Here is a 20,497-nt window from a genome sequence, read left to right on the forward strand (position 1 = left end):
TCACCTTACAGGTCAAAGCGTTTCTTAATTTGCGCAGGATTGCCAGCGACCATGGTTCGGGCGGGCACATCTTTTGTCACGATTGCGCCAGCGGCCACAACCGCACCGTCGCCAACGGTCCGACCGTCAAGTATGACGCTTCCAGTGCCCAGTATAACTTTCGCGCCGATCCTGCATTGACCAGACACGATGCAGCCGGGGTGAAGGGTCGAGTAAGCGCCCACACTGGTGTGATGACCAAATGAAACCCTGCGCCCAATTCTGACGTGCTCCCCGATCTGTGAGTATCCTGCGATAACACTTCCTGCGTCTACTGAGACGCCACGCCCCATGCATGTCTTCTGAGATACCACGGAAGAGGGATGCACAAGGGTGACAAAATCGAATCCAAAGCCCGCCATCTGTTCGATCCAACTGCTTCGCTCTGCCGTGGCAAGCGAACAGGTCAACTTGTGCGTCTCGGCCATTTCACGGACGTCCTCGTGCCAATGAATTGGCAAATTCGCGAGAGTCTCGCCAACGCGCACAGGAGATTGGTTTTCTATACATCCTGCGAATTCTATCCCTTCAACGGCATTGAACATGTCGATGAAAACTTCGGTATAGGACGTGGTGCCCATGATCAGGACGCGTTGCGTCATATCAGCCTCGTTGCTGCAGTAAGGTTTCAAATTTCTGGGCCAAAAGAGCGATAGAACGAGCGGCTGTCATATGTTCAGAAATCGTGGCTTGGCAGGTCCTCACCATCTGCTGACATCTTGTCTCGTCTTGCACCAAATTGCGGATGGCCGCGGCGAGGTCTTCGGCAGGCGCGCTGAGGTAATCGATCCCAGGTCGCATTGGGTAAGGGACTGACAAGGGCTGTGATGCTACCGCGGCCCCGTTTGCTGCAGCAAGGTTCCATCGCATCCAGGGGGTATCCCATTCGAAATTGTGGATATGCAGCAAAACCTTAGTACGGTTTACCAATTCGGCGCGAGCCTCCCCCCAAACGGGCCCGTCTGGTATGTGCGTCTTCAGGCCATAGGCTGCCAGACGCGACCTCAATTGATCCAACTCCCGACGTCTTCGTTTGGATTTTAACGACCCAATGAACAACACATCGATGTCGCGTGGCATTTGCATGTCTTTGCCAAAAAACGGTTGCTGACCAACAGGTAGAAACTGCGCGCTGATGCCGTGGCTTTCTAGGTACAGGCGTTTTTCTTCCGTGCTGGTAACCACGTGATTAAGCCAGCCCTTGCGCTGCCCCCTGTCCAGCATGGCGAATGTGTCGACAAGGAAACGGAACATCCGTGCGGAAACAATATCTCGATATGGAAGATGTAGCACATAGTCGAGCGGTCGGGTCAGAAGGTGAAGCACCGGCTTGGTCCACGCCTTGCCTGTTTGGACAGGGCTCAGGTGTGATGCTAGGCGAATACGGGCCTTCGACATGAAACGCGCAGGCAACGGCTCAAACACCCACATGACGACGATACGTCTGGGGTTGGGATTTCGTTCCAACAGCGAAACGGTACGGCGCATGGAGCCGACAGACCCAAGGACCAATACGATATCAGACTTGAGCAAAGCTGGATCGCCATCCCTGCAGGTAGACACGTTAAATCCATGCGAACCCAGCCCTTGCGCTACGTTTTGCGACAAAGACTCGACCACGCTGCTTTCACGTGCAACCACCGCAACTATCGGGGCTGTCGTTTTCATTGTCGCTTCGGCAACATTTGATCGCGGAAATCGCGCGGGCTCATGAGCCTACGGCCAGCCAAATGAACTAGTTCCACTGCACGTTGGGTCAATTCGATGTTCGTGGTCTGCGTCTTTCCGTCCGAGCGACGCAGGTTGTCTTCCAACCCCGTCCGCAAACCATTTGCTCCCACCATCGCGAGAAAATGCGCAGGCAGTTGCCATTTTCCGACACCACCAAAGCAAACCAGTGAATCTTCCGGCAGTTGCGCCATCATCGTACCAGCTGTCAGCGCATCGGCCTGCGCCCCCGCGGGTATGCCGAAAATCACGTTCACAAAGAACGGCCCCTTCAGTGTTCCTTTCTCAATAAGGTGGTTTAAATACGCCACCATCCCAAGATCGAAAACCTCAAGCTCTGGCACGACCCCGTTGGCCTGCATGTGCTGGGCCAATGCAATGATATCATCAGGGTGATTGATACTGGGGCCCGTTGCAAAATTCAAAGATGACAGCGTCAAAGATGCCATATCTGGGCGTGCATCAAGCGGCAGATCCAGAACCGCAGCGCGCTGCTCCAAAGTCTGCCCATGCCGTCCGCTTGTCGAAGCCACTAGCACCAGCTTGGAGGCGTCGGGGTCTGCACGCAGCGCGCGAAACAACTCGGCGTAAAGATCAGGATCATTCGTTGCAGCGCCAGAGTCCGTGCGCACATGAAAGTGCCCCATCGTGGCGCCAGCTCTAGCACAAGCTGCCGCGTCTGAAACAATCTCGTCCGTTGTGTAAGGTACAGCCGGATTACGGCGCTTGTCGGAAACAGCCCCTGTGAATGCGACGTTTAAAACAAAATCCGTGGTATGTCGTGTCATGGTCCTGAGGCACCTTTCATCGCGCGCACCAGTCATGCACTGCGCTCACTACAATTTCCTGCTCATCGTCCATGTCATGCCAAAGGGGCAGCCGAAGAAGACAATCCCCAGCACGATCTGTCGAATGCATCGGGCCTTCATAACGCGCAAGCCTTTTGCCAGCTGGTGCGCTGTGGAGGGGCACATAGTGTGAAACGGCCTTGATGCCTCGCGCCAATAGAAATTTGGACAGGTCGCTGCGGGCCTCTTTGTCCTTCGTCACAACAAAGAAACAATGACCATTATGTTCGCAGTTTTTCGGAGGATCGGGGAGATCAAAATGGCCGTTTCGGGCAGGTTCTGTCAGCGCTTCCTTGTAAAAACGCCATTGCTGAACACGTCGGGCGTTGATGGCTCCAGCCGCTTCTAGCTGAACGGACAGAAAGGCTGCGGTCATCTCATTGGTAACATACGACGACCCAATGTCTTGCCACGTATAAAACTGCACGCCACCTGCAAGAAAACGCTTCCTGTCAGTGCCTTTTTCACACACGATTTCCGCGCGTTCGACGAGGTCGGGATCATTGACAACCAATGCTCCCCCTTCTCCGGCACTTATGTTTTTCGTGCCGTGAAAGCTGAAGCATGACATTGCGCCAAAGCTTCCGGCTGGACGCCCGTTCAGGCTAGACCCATAGGCTTGCGCTGCGTCTTCAACGATTTTGATGCCGTGCGCCTCCGCAATTTGGGTCAGACGGATCATATCCGCAGGAACGCCGCCGTAATGCACCACAATGATTGCTTTGGTCCGCGGCGAAATCGCCCTCTCTACTGCGTCGGGGCAAATGTTGAAATTCACGCTGTCCACGTCAACAAAAACGGGCGTCGCGCCGCGCAATGCGACTGAAGTGGCTGTTGTGGTAAATGTATAAGACGGCATGATGACTTCATCGCCCGACTGCAAGTTGAGCAAGATAGCCGCAATTTCAAGCGCCGCACTGCATGAAGGCACCAACATTGCTGGCGCGCCGCCCAACTGCTGTGCAATTAGGGTCTCGCAAAGTGTGCTGTAGACACCAGGGCCAGACAATGAGCTGCCCTGCATGGCCAAATCAACGCGCGTACGTTCTTCGCCGACCAAGTGTTGTTTTGAAAATGGAATCAATGCGTCACACCTCACTGCCTACAATTGAAAAATTTTTTGCAAATAAAGCCAAACCGTCCAAGAAATATTTCGCGTTAGCAGTCCTCAATATGTCCATATCTGGACTAGGAAATTGACGTGGGCGCGACAGGCTTTCCCCTGCCGACAGTGGCAACGTACAATCGCCATTTGCCGAAAATACTTTCTATGCCGCACTGGCCGCCACCATGCCCAAGTATAGTGGCCTTCACCGCGCCGCTTAAGCTCAAAGTGGGCAAACACTAAGGCATCAAACTAACGAAAAACACTCTAAAGGTCTGCTTCGAATTGTTGAGCAACAATTGTCTTCCAAATGAAACGAAGGTCACCTTACTGCCTTGTGTAGACGACTTTGCAGATTGCAGCACAAGCCACATTGGGCTCAGATCCAGCCTACACGAATGACTGCTGTCGGCAAACCGGTCAAACTTTGCAAAGTGGCTATACTGCGCATTTCTGCCTTTGGTGCAGAACGCAGAAAATGTCTGAAACCCGCCCGATGTCGACGGACACGCGCGGTCGTTCGACCACTCCTCAGGCCTCGCAGGGGCCGAAACCGCGAGAAACTCTACCTTCCTTCCTGCCTAGGATGGCAGCCGCAAATGGCTGCGGACCGGCCCAGTTTTCGATTGAAATGGGATTTTCTATAAAGCGCGTTCTGAACCTCGATCCATGGCCGCTCGAACGGCTCTGTCAACTGGCAGGTATTGATGCCCAAGAAATGGAAGAACTGGTGTCTTGGGCGGGAGCCGGCATTGGGGGTGTGAAGACGTGTTTCAGAAATGAAGTCTTTATTTCACGTGCTCTTCGTAATCCGACGGTCAGAAACTGTCCTATTTGCTTGAGAGAAGATCCTGAGGGGAGCGCGAGCCACACCAAATCGATGTACATGCGTGGTGATTGACAGCTGCGTGGGGATGACATCTGTTTACGGCAGCAAAAAGCTCTCGTTCCTTTATGGAAACACTCTCTTAGCAAATAGCCTTACAAAAATCCTAGGTGAGGAGTTTAGCTGGAAGAAACTGACGGATTGCTGTGCAGTAATTGGAAAGAGCCCCAACTGGGGCTCATACTAATATTTTCTAGTGGCTAGGTTTCGTCGACAGTGCGGCCGTCGTTAGACCCAACGACCGTCGGGTCCGAACCAGGAATCATCAGACGATCCTGCATCCTCCGTTATGCCTCCGCCAATACCGAAATCAAACTCGCCGCTGCCGAAGTCATACCCGCCATTCAGCTCGATATAGCTGTTGTCCATCATGTAAGCCGCACCAAGGGAACCGCGCAAACTTTGGCTGCCGAACATATAATCGAGACCGACCGACGCGGCTGCTTTGTCTCGTTCATCATTGGAAAACATCCGAACACCGACGCCAGTATCCACACTGCCATTGCCAAAGGTGAAGTTGAGGCCAAAGCCTACTGTCGGATCAGCGAAGGCGGGAGTGGACAAGGCGAACAGAACTGCAGTGGTGGATACGGCTTTTGTGAACATGGGAACCTCTTGAATATGCTGCAAGAATGTTACCCCCCCCTAGACGGACACGCAACCTTTACGTGCAGGCTTCAATTGGCTGGTGGATGCAGCGTTGCAGAATGAATACGGGCAAGAAAATTGTGGCCCGTGCTGCCGCGCACGGGCCGCCCTGAAGGACGGAATGTACAGTGGATCGGCTGGCGTTCATCCCGCTCACCTCCTCCAGACTTCTATCAATGTGATTTGTCCGCCCAAAATCCTTGTCGCGTCCCGTCAATGGGCAAGGCCGCGTGGGAGCGTCGGCAAAGTCTGCGACCCGTATCCTCGCGCGGTGCGCGATGCGGATCGCACCATTTGCTGGCTGCTAGAAAACAGATGGCGATCCCTTGAGGACTCGAACCCCAAACCTGCTGATTAGAAGTCAGCTGCTCTATCCAGTTGAGCTAAGGGACCGCTCTTGTTGGTCGGTTTCCAGACCTTGGCACGGGGCCAATGAAAAAGCGCCGGAGGGGTCCGGCGCTTGTAATGGTGTCACGAAGACAGGGCCGGATCAGTGGGTCCAGACCGTTCTTCGGTTCGTCGCGAAATTGTCGCCGTAGCCACCAGGGCGCAGGTTATGGGCGCGCTTCTTGGGCTCTTGGACGATGTAATCGATGCCCTTTTCCTCGGCGTATTCGATCGCGGCTTCTTTGCTGTCGAATTTCAGGCGCACCTGCGTCTGGGTGTCTGTCGTGGACGTCCAGCCCATAAGCGGATCAATATCGCGCGCGGCGGACGGCGCATAATCGAGAACCCAATTCTTGGTCTTGGCCTGACCCGATTGCATGGCATTGCGGGCGGGTTGGTAGATACGTGCACGCATCGACGACTCCTTTTGTCTTGCACTGCTTATCCACCGATCAAGGCGCGGTTTCAAGTCCTCGGATGCCGCAGGGGCGCAAAACACGGATGATACGCGAATAGCGCGACCAGCGAGCTGCGTCACATTGGGGGCGGCATGTCCGTATCGCAGGTCAATGAGGGGGAAGGAGGGGTGAACCGCCCGACCTCGGGTTGGGAGCCTGGGTGGGGTGGGTAGTGCCCGAGGCCGGAACGGTTCATTTTGCTGCTTGCCCTCGAAGCCTAGGGGCTACGCGCCCATTGGCGCAAGCTTTAATTTACCTTAGGTTGTAAAAATATCTAAATACTCCCCTTAAAGCGGCAAATCATTTATCAACCATCTGCAGCGCAATGCTCTTTCCCGTCGCCACGCTCCCTCCACGCCCTTGAAAGGCGAACAAAAAGGGATCATCTTGTCTTCCAGACACGCCACACCCACCGGCCATTCCGACCGACACAATCCACTGACAGGCTCGCCGAGAAAGGCTCCCATGGATCAGCCCATCCTGCACGCCCCTGCCCCAGATGTGAAAAACCGTCCCAAGCTGGAGGGTGGCAAAAAGTTCGTTCTGTCAACCGACTTTGAACCCGCGGGCGACCAACCCACGGCGATCCGCGAGATTGTCCAAGGGGTCACAGAGGGCGAGCGCGATCAGGTTCTTCTGGGTGCGACAGGCACGGGGAAGACCTTCACCATGGCCAAGGTGATCGAGGAGACACAGCGCCCCGCGATCATCCTCGCCCCGAACAAGACGCTGGCCGCCCAGCTTTATGGCGAGTTCAAGGGGTTCTTCCCCGACAATGCGGTCGAGTATTTCGTCTCCTACTACGACTACTACCAGCCCGAAGCCTATGTCGCCCGCTCGGACACCTTCATCGAGAAGGAATCCCAGATCAACGAGCAGATCGACCGTATGCGCCACTCCGCCACCCGCGCCCTTTTGGAACGCGACGACGTGATCATCGTGGCCTCGGTGTCCTGCATCTACGGTATCGGCTCGGTGGAGACCTACGGCGCGATGACGCAGGATCTCCATGTCGGACAGGAATACGACCAGCGGCAGATCATGGCCGACCTCATTGCGCAGGCCTACAAACGCAACGACCAAGGGTTCCAGCGCGGCACCTTCCGTGTGCGCGGCGACAGTCTGGAAATCTGGCCCGCCCACCTTGATGACCGCGCGTGGAAACTCTCCTTTTTTGGCGAGGAATTGGAGACGATCACGGAATTCGACCCGCTCACGGGGGAGAAAACCGACAGTTTCGAACAAATCCGCGTCTACGCCAACAGCCACTACGTCACGCCCAAGCCGACGATGAAGCAGGCCATTCAGGGCATCAAGAAGGAGCTGCGCGCGCGTCTCGACCAGTTGACCAACGAGGGCAAGCTGCTGGAGGCGCAGCGCTTGGAGCAACGCACCAACTTCGATCTGGAGATGCTGGAGGCCACGGGCGTGTGCAACGGCATCGAAAACTATTCGCGCTACCTCACGGGCCGCGCACCGGGGGAGCCACCACCCACCCTGTTCGAATTCATCCCCGACCACGCCATTGTCTTTGCCGATGAATCCCACGTCTCCGTGCCGCAAATCGGCGGCATGTATCGTGGTGACTTCAGGCGCAAAATGACGCTGGCCGAGCATGGGTTCCGCCTGCCGTCCTGCATGGACAACCGCCCACTGAAGTTCGAGGAATGGGACGCGATGCGCCCGCAATCGGTCTTCGTCTCCGCCACCCCTGCCGCATGGGAGATGGAGCAGACGGGCGGCGTCTTCACCGAACAGATCATCCGCCCCACGGGCCTGCTCGATCCCGTCGTGGAAATCCGCCCCGTGGATACGCAGGTGGACGACCTTCTTGACGAGTGCCGCAAACAGGCGGCAAATGACTCGCGCGTTCTGGTCACGACACTCACCAAACGCATGGCGGAGGATCTGACCGAATATCTGCATGAACAGGGCATCCGCGTGCGTTACATGCACTCCGATATCGACACGATCGAGCGGATCGAAATCCTGCGCGATTTGCGGCTCGGGGCCTTTGACGTGCTGATCGGGATCAACCTGCTGCGCGAGGGTCTCGACATCCCCGAATGCGGTCTGGTCGCCATTCTCGACGCGGACAAGGAGGGCTTCCTGCGCTCCGAGACATCCCTGATCCAGACCATCGGCCGCGCCGCGCGGAACGCCGAGGGCCGCGTCATCCTCTACGCCGACAAGATCACAGGCTCGATGGAACGCGCTATGGGCGAGACCGAACGCCGCCGCGAGAAGCAGATGGCCTATAACGAGAAACACGGCATCACCCCCGCGACGGTCAAGAAGAACGTCGAAGACGTTCTGGCAGGTCTCTACAAAGGCGACGTCGACATGAACCGCGTCACCGCGAAGGTGGACAAACAAGCAGGCGCGAACTTGCAGGCCGTTCTGGACGGTCTGAAAACCGACATGCGCAAGGCCGCCGAGAACCTTGAATTCGAAGAAGCCGCCCGCCTGCGCGACGAGATCAAGCGGCTGGAAGCCGTGGACCTCGCCATCGCCGACGATCCCATGGCGCGGCAATCGGCGGTGGAAGACGCGGTCGAAGGTGCGAAGGCCAAAAGCGGCAGATCAACGGCGGGCCGTGCGGGGATGCGGGGCGGTGTGAGGAGTCGGAGGGGGAGGAAGTAGTTCTTCCATAGGGCCTATGTTCACGGTAAGACTTTTCCAAGGAGACTGATTTGCCATTGGACATCCAAATTTTAGGAAAAGGGGTATACACCCCTAGAGAAGCAGCGCGTTTGGTTGGAACTTCGCATATGCAGGTTCTACGCTGGACTCGTGGCAGTGGCCCAACAGAACCTCTCTTTGACGCATACTATCAAGCTCTGTCGGACGAAGTGACCGAAATCAGCTTCCTTGATCTTATTGAAGTCCGAGTTGTTAGCGCAATGCGTAAAGCGAACATCTCACTTCAGTCTATTAGATTCGCAATCTCCTACGCCCAAGAGAAACTGGGCGTGGAAAGACCGCTCGCATCAAGAAGCTTTAAAACTGATGGCTCCGAAATCCTTATGGATGCACTCGAAAATGATGGTGAGTTAATTAGCCTCTCAAAAGCTAGACCAGGCCAGAAAGTCTTTCGTAAAATCGTCCAACAATCATTGAATGATCTCGAATACGAAAACGGCATAGCCGCTAGGTGGAGACCCAGAAATCACACGCAAGTTGTATTGGATCCAAATCGGCATTTTGGCGACCCAATCCTTGATGAGTATGGGATTTCCACTGCAATGCTTTGTCGTGAAATGCAGCAATTTGGCGATGCGGCCTACTTATCTAGAATCTATGAGATCCCCAAGAACGCGATTTTGAAAGCTGTTGATTTTGAGCGCAGCTTAGACGAGGCGAATGGTTAGCGTCCTGTTTGACCATAACATGCCACCATCGCTGGCGAGGGCGATCCATGAACTCATTCGTGTCGATGGTCACGAGGCATTTGCGCTTAAGGACAAGTTTTCAATTTCAATAAGCGATATAGACTACTTCAATCACCTAGATTCCAGTTGGATAGTCATTTCAAAGGATTTGGCAAACGGGAGGAAAAAGGCAGAACGCGCCGCAATTCTCAGGAATAAAATCGTCGCATTCTACCTTTCCCCTTCTCTGCAGAAGAAAAAGGTCAACGAACAAGGAGCGGCAATCATGTGGCATTGGGACAAGATGCTGCAACAACGCAGCATTTCACGAAATGGATTGTTTCAACTGCCAGAAAACAAATCCCGCTTTCGCTCACTCTAATGCCCTTGCACACCCACACCCGATCCGCCAAAACACCGTCCAGCCAAGCCACACATGGCTCAGCCGATCCATATTCACAGGAGAGGCCCATGCCCAAGCCCGACACGTTCCAAACCCCTGACGACGACACCCGTGCACTTGTGCGCTCATTGATCGAGAGCGCGAGCGAGGTGGTTCTGGCGACGCTGCGTCCCGACACCGCCACGCCTTACCTGTCCCGCGTTGCGATGGCGGTGGATCCTGACGGGGTGCCGATGACGATGGTGTCCAATCTCGCCCATCACACCGCCGCACTTGAGGCCAATTCGGCCTGTTCGCTCATGGTGGAGGCCCCCGCGAGCAAGGGCGATGCAATGAACCATCCACGCCTGACGCTGCATTGCCACGCGCGGATCATCGACAATGACGACCCACAACGGGAAACGCTGCGCGATCTGTTTCTCGCGCAGCGCCCGAAGTCTAAGCTCTACATAGATTTTCCCGACTTCCGCTTTGTGCGGTTCGAGATCGAAAACGGCTTGCTCAACGGCGGGTTCGGAAAGGCCTATCTTCTCGCCCCATCCGACATCCGCCACTGAGGCACGCGGCCTACTCGCCCGTCACCGTCAGGCCCAGCATCCGCCAGCCCTGCATCCCTGCGCGGTAGTAGTGGATTTTCTCGGCGGGATAGCCCGCTTCGATCATGCGGCGCGCGGCCGTGGGGGACTGGCCACACCACGGGCCGTTGCAATAAAGCGCGACCGATTTGACATCGTCACCATCGCAGATGAACCCCTCGAAATCAGGCTCGCAGCCCAATTCGCCAAGGCGGTCGGCGGCCTCCGTATAGGGGATATTGATCGCACCGGGGATTGCGCCACCCTCGAAATCGGGACGCACGCGGCCATCGACGACGACCACATCGGGGTCATTGAGAAACGCCAGCATTTCCAACTCACCCACGGGGGTCACGCCCTCGGCGGGGATCATCGGCTGGATGCAGAAGCTGGGACAGGGGCGCGCGATCTGCGCAAAATCGCCCTCGATCACGGCGCTATTGTCCTGAACGCGCGAAATCTCGACGGGGCCATTTGCGGTCTCGACGGTGACGCTCATCATGTCTTTGGTGATGCCGACGGGATCAGCGACGGCGGTGGAGGCGGCCAGCCCGAAGGCGGCAATCATGGGAAACAGGCGCATTAGTAAACTCCTTGCACATCATACATTACGGGCTCGAACGTCTTGCACATCTGGTTGATCTCCTTGTTTCGCGCCCGCATCTCATCGGTGCGCAACATGGCCTGAAAATCCTCGCGCCGCACCCATTGCGAGTAATTCGCCACCCGCGTTTGTGCGTCGTTCATGTGGAGCGCCGCAGCGATGAAGCCGGGCTGCTTGGAGATGCATTCGGAATAGGCCTCCTTGAGCGCGTCGATGAGGTCGTGCGCCATGGCGGGCGTTGTCTCGAACGTGGTCAGGACGGTTTGGCTGGTGCCGTCAGCGGTGATTGTCGGCATATCTCCTCCCTTCGGCCCCCTGTGTCGCGGGCCCTGTCTGCGTCGCGCGCAAGACAAGCGTAGCACGGGCGGTGCCTCGCTGTCAGCACGCGCGCAGGGTTAAGCGATTCTCAAATCGTCGCAGGTCGCACGGAGGAACAGCGCGAATAGCCCGTGGCATTTATCCAAAATCGTCCGCATCCGCCCCGCCGCGACCGTGCGCGCGCCCCACTTGCGCCGCATTATCCCAGTGAAACGCCCGAGTCTCGCCGCAATGTGCAGGAATTTTTTCATTAACCATAACAATCACTTGCCAACCCCTCACCCGATATCCCTAAAATTGACCAAGCCTCGGGACACCACCCCGATCACGACACCACCGTGCGCAAAACGCCACGCAAGACCGACATCCAGAACGGATCGAAACCGAAGGGATGTGACATGCGTGTATTGCTCGCCGAAACCAACTGGAATGCCATGACCGCCGCCGCGGGCCTCGTCGATGCGGGGCTGCTTGTGACCCGTGTGAACGACGGGGCCGAGATGCTCGACTTCGCAAAGTTCGGGGAGCAAAGCGCCATCGTCTTCGACCTCGACCTGCCGCATATGAACGGGTTCGACCTGCTGGCCCGATTGCGCGACGACCATCCGCTTCTGCCGATCTACGTGCTTTGCGCCTCCGATGATTGGGCGGTGCGCAAACGTGCCTTCGAGCTAGGAGTCGACGATGTTCTGGCGGGGCCGGTCAATCCCGACTATCTCGCCGCGCAGATCAAGGCCGCCGTCCGCCGCACCTACGGTTACACCTGCGCCGAGCTGACCGTGGGCGACATGGCCCTCGACCTCGACCATCAAATCGCGCGGATCAACGGGAAGGCATTGCACCTGACCCGCAAGGAATACGAAATCCTCGAAATGCTGGTCCTGCAACGCGAACGGCTGGTGACGCGGGAGGCATTCATGAGCCACCTCTACGCATGGGACGACGAACCCGACCCGCGCATCATCAACGTCTACCTCTCGCGCATCCGCCAGCAGATCGAAGCCTGTGGCGGCGATGGCGAGATGGTGCAGACGGTTTGGGGGCTGGGCTATCGGATCACCGCACGCACCGACAATGCGCAGGCCGCCGCCTAACCTACGCCCTGCCCGCCCGTGCGCCGCGCGGCAGGCACGACGAAAACCAGCCCGCGCGCGTGTGCGGCGGGCTGGTCCGTGCGGGACAGCACTTCCTCTAGATCGGATTGTCCATACGGATCGAAATCTGAACCGTGCCCTCGGTCGCCTCTGGGAAGGTCAGTTGAACCTGATTGGAATCCGGTCCGTAGTTGGTCGTCACATAGGGCATGGCCGAGACGGTTGCGCCCGAACCATTGACCAACTCACCGTCAAATACGATGCCTTCCACCGTGCGGGCCCAGCCGCCGAATGGCAGATATTCGGAGGCATCCAGAACCCATTGGGTCGCCGCCGTGTTCTGCGTGAAATTCACGCCGACGGGGTTGAAGGTGCTCTGAGACACCGCGTTAAAGGTATTGCCCTCGAACACGATGTTCCTCATGCGGTTGTAGTTGAGATCGGCGTGGGTGGTGTCCACCTTCTCCACGCGGTCGATCCAGCCGTTGATCGACTTGAACGCATTGCCCGTCACCGACAGGCCGTTGATGAAGTGACCTGGCCCGAAGGGCTTCACGACGATCCACGAGAACCAATCCGCGCTGTCGTTCACGGTGAAAATATTGCCCGTAATCGTCAGCCCGCCGAAGGAGTATTCGGAACTGAAATCGGGCTCGGGATCATGCTCGTTCGTCCACTCGATGAAGGAGTTGTCGATGTAGTTGCCCGTGATCACGCTTTTCACATTCATGCCCGAAAGCACGATACCCGCCTGTCGCGCGCTGTCGGGCTGCGTGTCGCCTTGGAACCAATGGTTGCCCACGAACATCAGCCCCGACCCCGCCAGAACGCCTGTCGTCCCGAACCGCACGAAGCGATTGTTGCGGATCTTGTTGTCATTCGCATTCGAGTTAAACGCGATGGACACCCGCTGATCGGCGGGCAGATGCTGTTCGTTGGACACGAAGTTGCAGCGGTCGATGGTCAGGTTCTGACACGCCGACCCACAGGAGGTCACACCCCGCGCCACGGGCGACTTGATGTGGCAATCCTTGATCAGGAAAGTGCTGCCTTCGGGCGGCAACATGATCGCATTGGCATGACCGTTGCACAGGAATTCGCACTCCATGATCTCGAACTGCGACAGGGTCGTGAAGCCGAGAAAATCCAGCACGTATTTGTTGCGCGTGAATGTATAGGTCTGCGTCGAGGGCGGACCCCAAAGTGGCTGGCTCAACTCCAGCGTCTGCGCGCCGACGTTGACTGATTTGACATAGACCTCGCGCCCCACGCCCGTGCCCTGCACCAAGGAGCCGGGCTGGATGTTGGCGATATTGCTCACACCCGTAAGCTGATAGCGCTGCGTCAGTGAATAGGTGCCCGTCGATGTCACGGTCTCCGCATCCCAGTTGCTCGACGCCTGACAGTTGAACTGACCGTTGCGGATCACGCGGCGCACCTCGAACACGTCCTTGTTGCCCACAATCGCGTGCAGATCGAGCGGCTCGTCGATCTCGATACGCCGCCCGCACAGGTCGAGACTGTCGTGATCGGTGAAGTTAAGCAGCGCCTGAAACGCCTTCTTGAAGGCCAGCACCTCGTCACCGAAAGCGTCGATATAGCTGTTGAGGTGAAACTCCCGACGAAGGGCGAGGCGGTTGCTGTCGGGTTGCACGATGGTGCCCTCGAACACGGCCTCATGGACCAAAGACAGGTTCGACGCGAGATAGTAATCCCCTTCAGGCACGAGGATCTTGCGCCCGTTGGCCGCCGCATCCGCTGCCTCAAAAGCGGGCGTGCAATCGGTGACGCCATCTCCCACGGCACCATAGTCGCGCACGTCGATCATGCCGAGGCTTTCAGCGAAGAAGAAGGAGGAAACATCCTCGATGCGAATGTCATCAATGCGCACCGTGCCGCCGTTGGCTCCCGTCAGATCAAGCCCGAAATGGCCGTAGACCGCATCAAGACCCCACGCCATATCCACACCGCCACGCGCCCCCGTGCCGACGATGGCGGAGACCTCGACAACCTCGCCGTAAGCGGTCAGCGCCACTTCAGGCCCGACTTCGGTCAGGCCCGAGATATGGGCATTGGAGGCATCCCCCGCCCAACCCGCAATCCGCACGGACGGCAGGTTGCCCGACACCGCTTTGACCCGCGCCGTGATACGCAGATACATGCCTGGCAGCATGGGCGTCTCGCCCATGTAGCGCAGCTTGGTGATCGTATCGTTCTTGACGATTTCCAGCGCCCCGCCGAAATCGCTGTCGGCGGCGACGAATGCCGCATTGCCCGCCCCGTCATAAGTCGCCGATCCCGGCGTTCCGTCCTCGCTGGACCACACGTCCAACCCGTTCGCAAAGGCAGGCGGCATCAGCGCCAGCCCGTCTGTAATGGCCTTGTTCATCCGAACCCCTTTCGCATTCTCGACCGCCACACCTTTGAGGTCGCAAAGTGCGACAACATCGGACGTGGCCCGTGATGGAGACAGGGATAGACGCAGCCGCTTACGGACGGCTTACAGCAGCGTGCGCTGCAGGGCAGCTTTACGCAACGGCGCTGGCGAGCAAGTGGGGAAAGCGAAAAGGCCGCCCATTACGGAGCGGCCTTTCAGTCATTCGATAAGAAATATCAGAGCCTTACGACAACTCGCCGTTCAGGCCCTTCTCGATCAATGCGATACTCTCGTCGCGGCCATAGAGCGCCATGAAGGAGCCGAAGCGCGGGCCTTGGCTTTGACCCAGAAGCACTTCGTAGAGCGCCTTGAACCAGTCGCGCAGGTTGGCAAATTCGTGGTTCTTGCCGACCGCAAAGACGATGCTTTGCAGGAAATCGCCATCGGTGAAATCTGCTGTGGGCAGCGGCTCGTCATTGCCCATAGCGGCGTTCTTCTTCGCAATCTGAGCGAGGGCCTCTTCCTCGGACTTGAGCGCGGCCACAAGGTCCAGCATCGCCGCACGCTCGGCCTCGGCTGGTGCGCGAAAGGTCTTTTCGGGCTTCACGAAGTCGTTGTAGTAGCGCAGCGCATAGCCCACGGCCGCATCCGTCTGCGGATGGCTTTCGGGTGTCGCCTCGGGCGCGTAGCGTTGTAGGAACTTCCACAGATGCGCTTTCTCTTCGGCCCCCGCGACGGAGGCGAGGTTGAGCAGCATGGAGAAGGGCACCACCATGTCGGAGGCAGGCACGTCCTTGCCGTGGATATGGAACACGGGGTTGGAGACCTGCTGCTCGACCGTCTGCGAGGGATAGGCACGCAACTGCTGATGGTATTCGTCCATCGCCCGCGGGATCACGTCGAAATGCATCCGCTTGGCCGTTTTCGGCTTTTGGAACATGAAGTAGCTCAGGCTCTCGGTGGAGGCATAGGTCAGCCACTCGTCAATCGACAGCCCGTTGCCTTTCGACTTGGAAATCTTCTCGCCTTGGGCATCGAGGAACAGCTCGTAGGTGTAATTTTCGGGCTTCTTGCCGCCGAGAATGTTGCAGATCGCGCCATAGATCGCGGCGTTGGTCGAGTGGTCCTTGCCGAACATCTCGAAGTCCACGCCAAGCGCGGCCCAGCGGGCACCGAAGTCGGGCTTCCATTGCAGCTTCACATTGCCGCCCGTCACGGGAAGCGTCCACTCCTTGCCGTCCTCGTCGTCAAAGGTGATCGTGTGATCTTGCGCATTGACCTCTTTCATCGGGACATAGAGCACCCGCCCCGTTTCGGGGTGGATCGGCAGGAAGATCGAATAGGTCGCCGCGCGTTCTTCGCGCAGGGATTTCAGCATAACCTTCATCACCGCGTCATAGCGTTCAACCGCGCGTTTTAGCACGTCATCGAACTGACCGGATTTGTAGAAATCGGTCGCCGAATAGAACTCGTATTCGAACCCGAAGGTATCGAGGAAGCGGCGCAGCATGGCGTTGTTGTGATGGCCGAAGCTCTCATGCGTTCCGAAGGGATCGGGCACGGAGGTCAGCGGCTTTTGCTCGTGCTCTTTCAACTCTTCCTGATTGGGCACGTTGGAGGGCACCTTGCGCATCCCGTCCATGTCGTCGGAGAAACAGATGAGGCGTGTCGGCACGTCCGAGATGATCTCGAAAGCGCGGCGCACCATCGTCGTGCGCAGAACTTCGCCGAAGGTGCCAAGGTGCGGCAGACCGCTCGGCCCGTAGCCCGTCTCGAAGAGCACAAAGCCCTTCTTGTCCTTGGATTGCTCGTAGCGTTTGAGAACCTTACGCGCCTCTTCAAAAGGCCACGCTTTCGAGGTCATTCCGGCGTTACGCAGGTCCGTCATATCGGCAATCCTTGTTTCTTTCGCGGGACCACCCCGCAAGGTCCGGTTCCTATTGCTCCCGCGCCCGCGCGTCAATATTGTGGGGCCTGCATAACCCCAAAGGACGCCAGAAAATGCCCGATCAACCCCATGCCTTGACCCCGCAGGACTGTCTCGTCGCTGTGATGATCGCCGTTTCTGCCTCCGACGAGAACATGCGCACCTCCGAATTGGTGACGATCCAGACGCTGGTGAACCACCTGCCGATCTTCGGAGACTACGACCTCGACAGGATCAAAACTGTCTCCAACACGGTCTTCGACCTCTTTGCGGAAGAAGACGGGCTGGACGCGCTCTTCGGCCTGATCCGCAACAACCTGCCCGAGTATCTGGTGGAAACCGCCTATGCGCTGGCCTGTGATGTCGCCGCCGCCGATGGGCACACCTATGAGGCCGAACTGCAAATGCTCGCCGAAATCCGCTACGAGCTGAACGTGGACCGCCTGCACGCAGCCGCCATCGAACGCGGCGCCCGTGCGCGCTTCATGACCGAGCATCCCGAAAGCTGAGCCGCTTAACCGCCGTGCTCGACCTGCGCGTGAAATAGCCCCCAACGCGCAAGCAGGGCGCGGTGCAGCTTCTTGGCCCGCGAATTGAAGGTCCGCGCGCCCCTGGGCACTTCGGCCCCTGACGCTTTCGCCGCCACCCGCGCGGGCAAATCCCCCGCAAAGATCGCGAAGGCCAGCGTCCGCCCGTCGGGCGTGGTCACATATCCCGCCAGCGCCGAGACGAAATCCAGCGTCCCCGTCTTGGCCACCACCTTCACAGGATGATCGGGATCAACCGCAGAGCCATCCGCCGTCGGCAGACCGACAGGTTTGAGAATGGGAAGCAACGTCACACGAGCCAGAGGGCTGGCCAGCATCCGCGCCATGTCCGAAGCCGTCACCACCGACGCCCCGCCCAGCCCCGAATGATCCTTCAGATCGAGATGGCGCATCCCGAACCGCGCCCGCGCCCATTCACTTTGCGCACGTGCCGAGGTCGCCAGATCGGTCACGGCATGACCACGCGCCAGACTCGCCGTCAGACCCAGAACCTCTGCCGTGAGGTTGGTCGAATACTTGAGCATGTCCCGCGCGATCACTGTGAGCGGTGCACTCTCGTGCCGTGCCAATTCGACCGCATCCGCCGCAGGCGCCGCCGCCGCGCGCACGGGCGCAGGCAGGCGCAAACCCTGCATCCGCGCCACCGCCTGAAACACCTCACCCGCATAAAGCGCAGGCAGACGCACGGGCAGCCATCGCGCCCCGCCACCGCCCAGCGCCGAACGCGCCACCGACCATTCGTCACGCCCAGCGCCCGCTTCGTGATCGAACACGGGCACATCCCGCGCCGCCACGCTCACCCGCGCGATACGCACATCGGGGGCAAAGCGCTCGGCCCGCGCGTCGAGCTTGAGACTGTAATCCGCGCCCTGACGCCGCCACTCGAAATGCACACGGTTGAAATTGAGGTTGAGGCCAGAGATCGTCGGATTGTAGCCCGCGTATTCCGTCTGCGTCCCGTCGATCTCCTCGATCCGAGGCAAGGCCCCGTCCCAGACCTGAAACGCGCCCGTGACACCCGTGATCCCCTGCCCGCGCAGCTCCTCCGCCAATCCGCCCAGCATATCGGTATCCAACGTCGGATCACCACCGCCCACCAGCACCAGATCGCCCTGCACCACACCGCCCGCCACAGGCCCCGTCGCCATCACGCGGGTCGTGAAACGATGGTCCGTGCCCAAGGTCTCCAGCGCGTAGAGCGCCGTCACCGTCTTTGCCACCGAGGCGGGCGGCAGGCGCTTGATCGGGTCGCGGGTCTCGGTGAATTCGCCCGTGTCGGGATCGACCAGCGCGAAACTCACCGCGCCCGAGACACCGGACTTCGCTACGATCTCTTCGGCGCTCGGAATGGCTTTCTTGTAAAACCCGTCAGGACGCGGCACGGGAAAGGGCGAGCGCGTTACGGCTTCCGCCCATAGCGGCGCCGCGCCCGTCAATGTGGCGCCGAAGATCCCTCCCAACACCGCGCGGCGGTGCACCCTCGATCGTGACTTGAAACTCATAGGAGAACTAAAGCGAGCCGCCCGCCATAGAGCAACCCAAAACCGCGAAAAACGCCGTCTTAGTCGCGCGACCAGTCGCCCGCTGCGCGAATGCGCGTCGAAGAGGCGTCGCTCATCGGCACATTGACGAAGCACCATTGCGGCGGGTCCGACCGCCCCAACAGACGCGAAGCGCGTGCGGGCAGCTTGGCATGGGCAAAGCACTTCGCCGCCACCGAATTGCGCGCCGCGCCCCGCGTGCCTGGTCGGGCGATCACCCCCACGGGCGTCGTCGCCATGATCCCGCGCCAGTCCTGCCAGAGGTGGAATTGCGCGAGGTTGTCAGCCCCCATCAACCACACGAAGCGCACACCCGGATAAAGCGCGCGCAGCCGATCCAAGGTCGCCGCCGTGTAGCGCGTGCCGATCCGCGCCTCTATGTCTGTGATCTCCACGCGCGGGTGATCCATCACCTCCCGCGCCCGCGACAACCGCCGCTCCATCGGAGCGGGTCCGTTCTCTTTCAACGGATTGCCAGGGCTGACCAACCACCAAACCCCGTCCAACCCGAACCGCTTCAACGCCGCACGGGTCACATGCGCATGCCCCTCATGCGCGGGATCAAACGATCCCCCGAGCAGGCCAATAATCTGACCGCGACGGGCATATGGCAGCTCACAACGCATGGCGCGTAGCTGTGGCGGGCCGCGCGGGCGGTGTCAATCAGTTTGGGGCGCTTGTCGCGCTCAGAATGGACATATCAATCAGATCATCAATACTCCCAGTTTTGATTGAAAAGCCATCGTCCTTCAATTGATCGGCAAATTCTTCTACCCGCGCCTTGTCACCATCGCTGTATACGCTTGCAGCCCAGACGGCTCTTGGAAAACGTTTCGCTAACTGAAAGAAGTAATACCAATCTGGCTTCCCGAAACTATGTCCCAGAACAAATATCTCATGGACATTTCGTCCCGCTAGAAAGTCCTCGACGCTTCCCCACAAACGTTCCGACGGTTTTCTAAAGTGTTTAAAGTGCGCTTCCGCCAGCGGCCTTATGGTGTCGTAGTCATCCACATATCCTGAGCCAACCCTCGGTATTGGCGGTATGTTCGTATTCTGTGTTTCTCCATGCCCAATAACCAATTTGTCAGAGCCACCACACTTCCCGTGTATGTGATAGATTTTCTCGTCCGAGAAATCCCAAACGTCCTGCAAAACGGTCGTATAATTGAAAGAAACGAAGGCTGACTCGGAATGGGCGGCGCCGAACTTTTCCATCTGTTTCATGTAGGCGGCCCCAGTATCAATTTGGTGGACCCAATCGGACAACAGGATCGGCAACTCAACCTGTATGATCGCCAATTCTTCTTCCATGGTCCCTTGAACATATGGCCAATATTCGGTGTTGAAGTATTCTCGACTATCGAGGCGCTCAAAATTTTCGTGGGCATTTGCAAAAGGTTCATCCACGTTCAAACGGGCCAAACGAGTTTCAATTTCACTCCAGAAAATATGTCGAGCGGCATCTACGTCTTTTCCCGTCCGATCAGACAGATCTCCCAACCCGTGTAGCCATTCGACAAGAAAACCCACTTCATCGGACTTTTCCGCAACAAATTTTCCGAAGTCCGCAAATTCCGTTGGCAGACCTAAATGCCGGTCAAACCCGTTTCCTAAAACAAACAAAACCGCCATCGCGA

General features: G+C 58.1%; 20 protein-coding genes and 1 tRNA gene. 7 read left to right on the plus strand and 14 right to left on the minus strand.

Going from position 1 to position 20,497, the window contains the following annotated elements; genetic code table 11:
- Nucleotides 1-5: 5 nt before the first annotated feature.
- Genes ACN0SC_RS03900 through rffA form a run of 4 tightly spaced genes read right to left on the minus strand, consistent with a single transcriptional unit; the run spans nt 6 to nt 3,699 of the window.
- Nucleotides 6-641, minus strand: a complete 636-nt coding sequence (locus tag ACN0SC_RS03900) for a hypothetical protein (protein WP_417248341.1) — start codon at nt 639-641, stop codon at nt 6-8.
- A 1-nt stretch (nt 642) separates the two neighbouring features.
- Nucleotides 643-1,707, minus strand: coding sequence for a hypothetical protein (locus ACN0SC_RS03905; RefSeq protein ID WP_417248342.1), 1,065 nt, complete (start codon nt 1,705-1,707; stop codon nt 643-645).
- Complete coding sequence (locus ACN0SC_RS03910) at nt 1,704-2,555, minus strand: 3-keto-5-aminohexanoate cleavage protein (protein WP_417248343.1); 852 nt, start codon at nt 2,553-2,555, stop codon at nt 1,704-1,706. The genes ACN0SC_RS03905 and ACN0SC_RS03910 overlap by 4 nt, the downstream gene beginning before the upstream one ends.
- Nucleotides 2,556-2,571: 16 nt before the next feature.
- Nucleotides 2,572-3,699, minus strand: coding sequence for a dTDP-4-amino-4,6-dideoxygalactose transaminase (gene rffA, locus ACN0SC_RS03915; RefSeq protein ID WP_417248344.1), 1,128 nt, complete (start codon nt 3,697-3,699; stop codon nt 2,572-2,574).
- Nucleotides 3,700-4,198: 499 nt separating this feature from the next.
- Between rffA and ACN0SC_RS03920 the strand changes: the two genes are divergently transcribed.
- A complete protein-coding gene (locus tag ACN0SC_RS03920; protein ID WP_417248345.1) occupies nt 4,199-4,621 on the plus strand; it encodes a TniQ family protein in 423 nt (140 codons plus the stop codon).
- A 213-nt stretch (nt 4,622-4,834) separates the two neighbouring features.
- Here the strand turns inward: ACN0SC_RS03920 and ACN0SC_RS03925 are convergent, their stop codons facing one another.
- The 3 genes from ACN0SC_RS03925 to ACN0SC_RS03935 form a co-directional block, all read right to left on the minus strand.
- Nucleotides 4,835-5,212 (minus strand): hypothetical protein, encoded by a 378-nt coding sequence (locus ACN0SC_RS03925; protein ID WP_417248346.1) that lies wholly within the window; start codon nt 5,210-5,212, stop codon nt 4,835-4,837.
- A 358-nt stretch (nt 5,213-5,570) separates the two neighbouring features.
- Nucleotides 5,571-5,647, minus strand: a tRNA-Arg gene (locus tag ACN0SC_RS03930).
- 97 nt (nt 5,648-5,744) lie between these two features.
- Nucleotides 5,745-6,056 (minus strand): ETC complex I subunit, encoded by a 312-nt coding sequence (locus ACN0SC_RS03935; protein ID WP_417248347.1) that lies wholly within the window; start codon nt 6,054-6,056, stop codon nt 5,745-5,747.
- 508 nt (nt 6,057-6,564) lie between these two features.
- Here ACN0SC_RS03935 and uvrB point away from each other — a divergent pair.
- The 4 genes from uvrB (at nt 6,565) to ACN0SC_RS03955 (ending at nt 10,430) form a co-directional block, all read left to right on the plus strand.
- Nucleotides 6,565-8,742 (plus strand): excinuclease ABC subunit UvrB, encoded by a 2,178-nt coding sequence (gene uvrB, locus ACN0SC_RS03940; RefSeq protein WP_417248348.1) that lies wholly within the window; start codon nt 6,565-6,567, stop codon nt 8,740-8,742.
- Between the two features lie 50 nt (nt 8,743-8,792).
- Complete coding sequence (locus ACN0SC_RS03945) at nt 8,793-9,470, plus strand: hypothetical protein (protein WP_417248349.1); 678 nt, start codon at nt 8,793-8,795, stop codon at nt 9,468-9,470.
- Entirely contained in the window at nt 9,463-9,852 is a 390-nt protein-coding gene (locus ACN0SC_RS03950; RefSeq protein ID WP_417248350.1) for a hypothetical protein, read from the plus strand. The genes ACN0SC_RS03945 and ACN0SC_RS03950 overlap by 8 nt, the downstream gene beginning before the upstream one ends.
- 89 nt (nt 9,853-9,941) lie before the next feature.
- On the plus strand, nt 9,942-10,430 hold the full coding sequence (locus ACN0SC_RS03955) for a HugZ family protein (RefSeq protein ID WP_417248351.1): 489 nt from the start codon (nt 9,942-9,944) through the stop codon (nt 10,428-10,430).
- Between the two features lie 10 nt (nt 10,431-10,440).
- On the opposite strand, the gene ACN0SC_RS03960 is transcribed toward ACN0SC_RS03955, so the two are convergent.
- Entirely contained in the window at nt 10,441-11,031 is a 591-nt protein-coding gene (locus tag ACN0SC_RS03960) for a rhodanese-like domain-containing protein (protein WP_417248352.1), read from the minus strand.
- Nucleotides 11,031-11,348: an antibiotic biosynthesis monooxygenase family protein gene (locus tag ACN0SC_RS03965; protein WP_417248353.1), complete on the minus strand. Its 318-nt coding sequence runs from the start codon at nt 11,346-11,348 to the stop codon at nt 11,031-11,033. The genes ACN0SC_RS03960 and ACN0SC_RS03965 overlap by 1 nt, the downstream gene beginning before the upstream one ends.
- 420 nt (nt 11,349-11,768) lie before the next feature.
- On the opposite strand from ACN0SC_RS03965, the gene ACN0SC_RS03970 reads away from it, so the two are divergent.
- Nucleotides 11,769-12,464, plus strand: a complete 696-nt coding sequence (locus tag ACN0SC_RS03970; RefSeq protein WP_417248354.1) for a response regulator transcription factor — start codon at nt 11,769-11,771, stop codon at nt 12,462-12,464.
- A gap of 97 nt (nt 12,465-12,561) precedes the next feature.
- Here ACN0SC_RS03970 and ACN0SC_RS03975 read toward each other — a convergent pair whose 3' ends face one another.
- Both ACN0SC_RS03975 and ACN0SC_RS03980 read right to left on the minus strand, forming a co-directional pair.
- Nucleotides 12,562-14,853 (minus strand): glycosyl hydrolase family 28-related protein, encoded by a 2,292-nt coding sequence (locus ACN0SC_RS03975; protein ID WP_417248355.1) that lies wholly within the window; start codon nt 14,851-14,853, stop codon nt 12,562-12,564.
- A 232-nt stretch (nt 14,854-15,085) separates the two neighbouring features.
- Nucleotides 15,086-16,729 (minus strand): lysine--tRNA ligase, encoded by a 1,644-nt coding sequence (locus ACN0SC_RS03980; protein WP_417248356.1) that lies wholly within the window; start codon nt 16,727-16,729, stop codon nt 15,086-15,088.
- A 113-nt stretch (nt 16,730-16,842) separates the two neighbouring features.
- Here ACN0SC_RS03980 and ACN0SC_RS03985 point away from each other — a divergent pair, with 113 nt between their 5' ends.
- Nucleotides 16,843-17,277 carry a tellurite resistance TerB family protein gene (locus ACN0SC_RS03985; RefSeq protein ID WP_417248357.1) on the plus strand — a complete coding sequence of 145 codons (435 nt, stop codon included), beginning with the start codon at nt 16,843-16,845 and terminating at the stop codon, nt 17,275-17,277.
- Nucleotides 17,278-17,282: 5 nt separating this feature from the next.
- Here ACN0SC_RS03985 and dacB read toward each other — a convergent pair whose 3' ends face one another.
- The 3 genes from dacB to ACN0SC_RS04000 form a co-directional block, all read right to left on the minus strand.
- Nucleotides 17,283-18,779: a D-alanyl-D-alanine carboxypeptidase/D-alanyl-D-alanine-endopeptidase gene (gene dacB / locus ACN0SC_RS03990; RefSeq protein ID WP_417248358.1), complete on the minus strand. Its 1,497-nt coding sequence runs from the start codon at nt 18,777-18,779 to the stop codon at nt 17,283-17,285.
- Between the two features lie 98 nt (nt 18,780-18,877).
- The gene (locus ACN0SC_RS03995; RefSeq protein WP_417248359.1) at nt 18,878-19,483 is read right to left on the minus strand and encodes a nicotinate-nucleotide adenylyltransferase; all 606 of its coding nucleotides are present in this window, start codon (nt 19,481-19,483) and stop codon (nt 18,878-18,880) included.
- 37 nt (nt 19,484-19,520) lie between these two features.
- Nucleotides 19,521-20,492 carry a bacteriophage abortive infection AbiH family protein gene (locus ACN0SC_RS04000; RefSeq protein ID WP_417248360.1) on the minus strand — a complete coding sequence of 324 codons (972 nt, stop codon included), beginning with the start codon at nt 20,490-20,492 and terminating at the stop codon, nt 19,521-19,523.
- Nucleotides 20,493-20,497: the final 5 nt, after the last annotated feature.

This window comes from Celeribacter sp. (genome assembly GCF_048261515.1).
GTDB lineage: Bacteria > Pseudomonadota > Alphaproteobacteria > Rhodobacterales > Rhodobacteraceae > Celeribacter.

Bases quoted from the DNA above. Each gene is read 5' to 3' on its own strand.
- uvrB (WP_417248348.1), top strand. From the start codon at position 6,565: ATGGATCAGCCCATCCTGCACGCCCCTGCCCCAGATGTGAAAAACCGT.
- ACN0SC_RS03955 (WP_417248351.1), top strand. From the start codon at position 9,942: ATGCCCAAGCCCGACACGTTCCAAACCCCTGACGACGACACCCGTGCA.
- ACN0SC_RS03970 (WP_417248354.1), top strand. From the start codon at position 11,769: ATGCGTGTATTGCTCGCCGAAACCAACTGGAATGCCATGACCGCCGCC.
- ACN0SC_RS03900 (WP_417248341.1), bottom strand. From the start codon at position 641: ATGACGCAACGCGTCCTGATCATGGGCACCACGTCCTATACCGAAGTT.
- ACN0SC_RS03925 (WP_417248346.1), bottom strand. From the start codon at position 5,212: ATGTTCACAAAAGCCGTATCCACCACTGCAGTTCTGTTCGCCTTGTCC.
- ACN0SC_RS03985 (WP_417248357.1), top strand. From the start codon at position 16,843: ATGCCCGATCAACCCCATGCCTTGACCCCGCAGGACTGTCTCGTCGCT.
- ACN0SC_RS03980 (WP_417248356.1), bottom strand. From the start codon at position 16,729: ATGACGGACCTGCGTAACGCCGGAATGACCTCGAAAGCGTGGCCTTTT.
- ACN0SC_RS03910 (WP_417248343.1), bottom strand. From the start codon at position 2,555: ATGACACGACATACCACGGATTTTGTTTTAAACGTCGCATTCACAGGG.
- ACN0SC_RS03905 (WP_417248342.1), bottom strand. From the start codon at position 1,707: ATGAAAACGACAGCCCCGATAGTTGCGGTGGTTGCACGTGAAAGCAGC.
- ACN0SC_RS03975 (WP_417248355.1), bottom strand. From the start codon at position 14,853: ATGAACAAGGCCATTACAGACGGGCTGGCGCTGATGCCGCCTGCCTTT.
- ACN0SC_RS03965 (WP_417248353.1), bottom strand. From the start codon at position 11,348: ATGCCGACAATCACCGCTGACGGCACCAGCCAAACCGTCCTGACCACG.
- ACN0SC_RS04000 (WP_417248360.1), bottom strand. From the start codon at position 20,492: ATGGCGGTTTTGTTTGTTTTAGGAAACGGGTTTGACCGGCATTTAGGT.
- ACN0SC_RS03995 (WP_417248359.1), bottom strand. From the start codon at position 19,483: ATGCGTTGTGAGCTGCCATATGCCCGTCGCGGTCAGATTATTGGCCTG.
- ACN0SC_RS03950 (WP_417248350.1), top strand. From the start codon at position 9,463: ATGGTTAGCGTCCTGTTTGACCATAACATGCCACCATCGCTGGCGAGG.
- ACN0SC_RS03960 (WP_417248352.1), bottom strand. From the start codon at position 11,031: ATGCGCCTGTTTCCCATGATTGCCGCCTTCGGGCTGGCCGCCTCCACC.
- ACN0SC_RS03935 (WP_417248347.1), bottom strand. From the start codon at position 6,056: ATGCGTGCACGTATCTACCAACCCGCCCGCAATGCCATGCAATCGGGT.
- ACN0SC_RS03920 (WP_417248345.1), top strand. From the start codon at position 4,199: ATGTCTGAAACCCGCCCGATGTCGACGGACACGCGCGGTCGTTCGACC.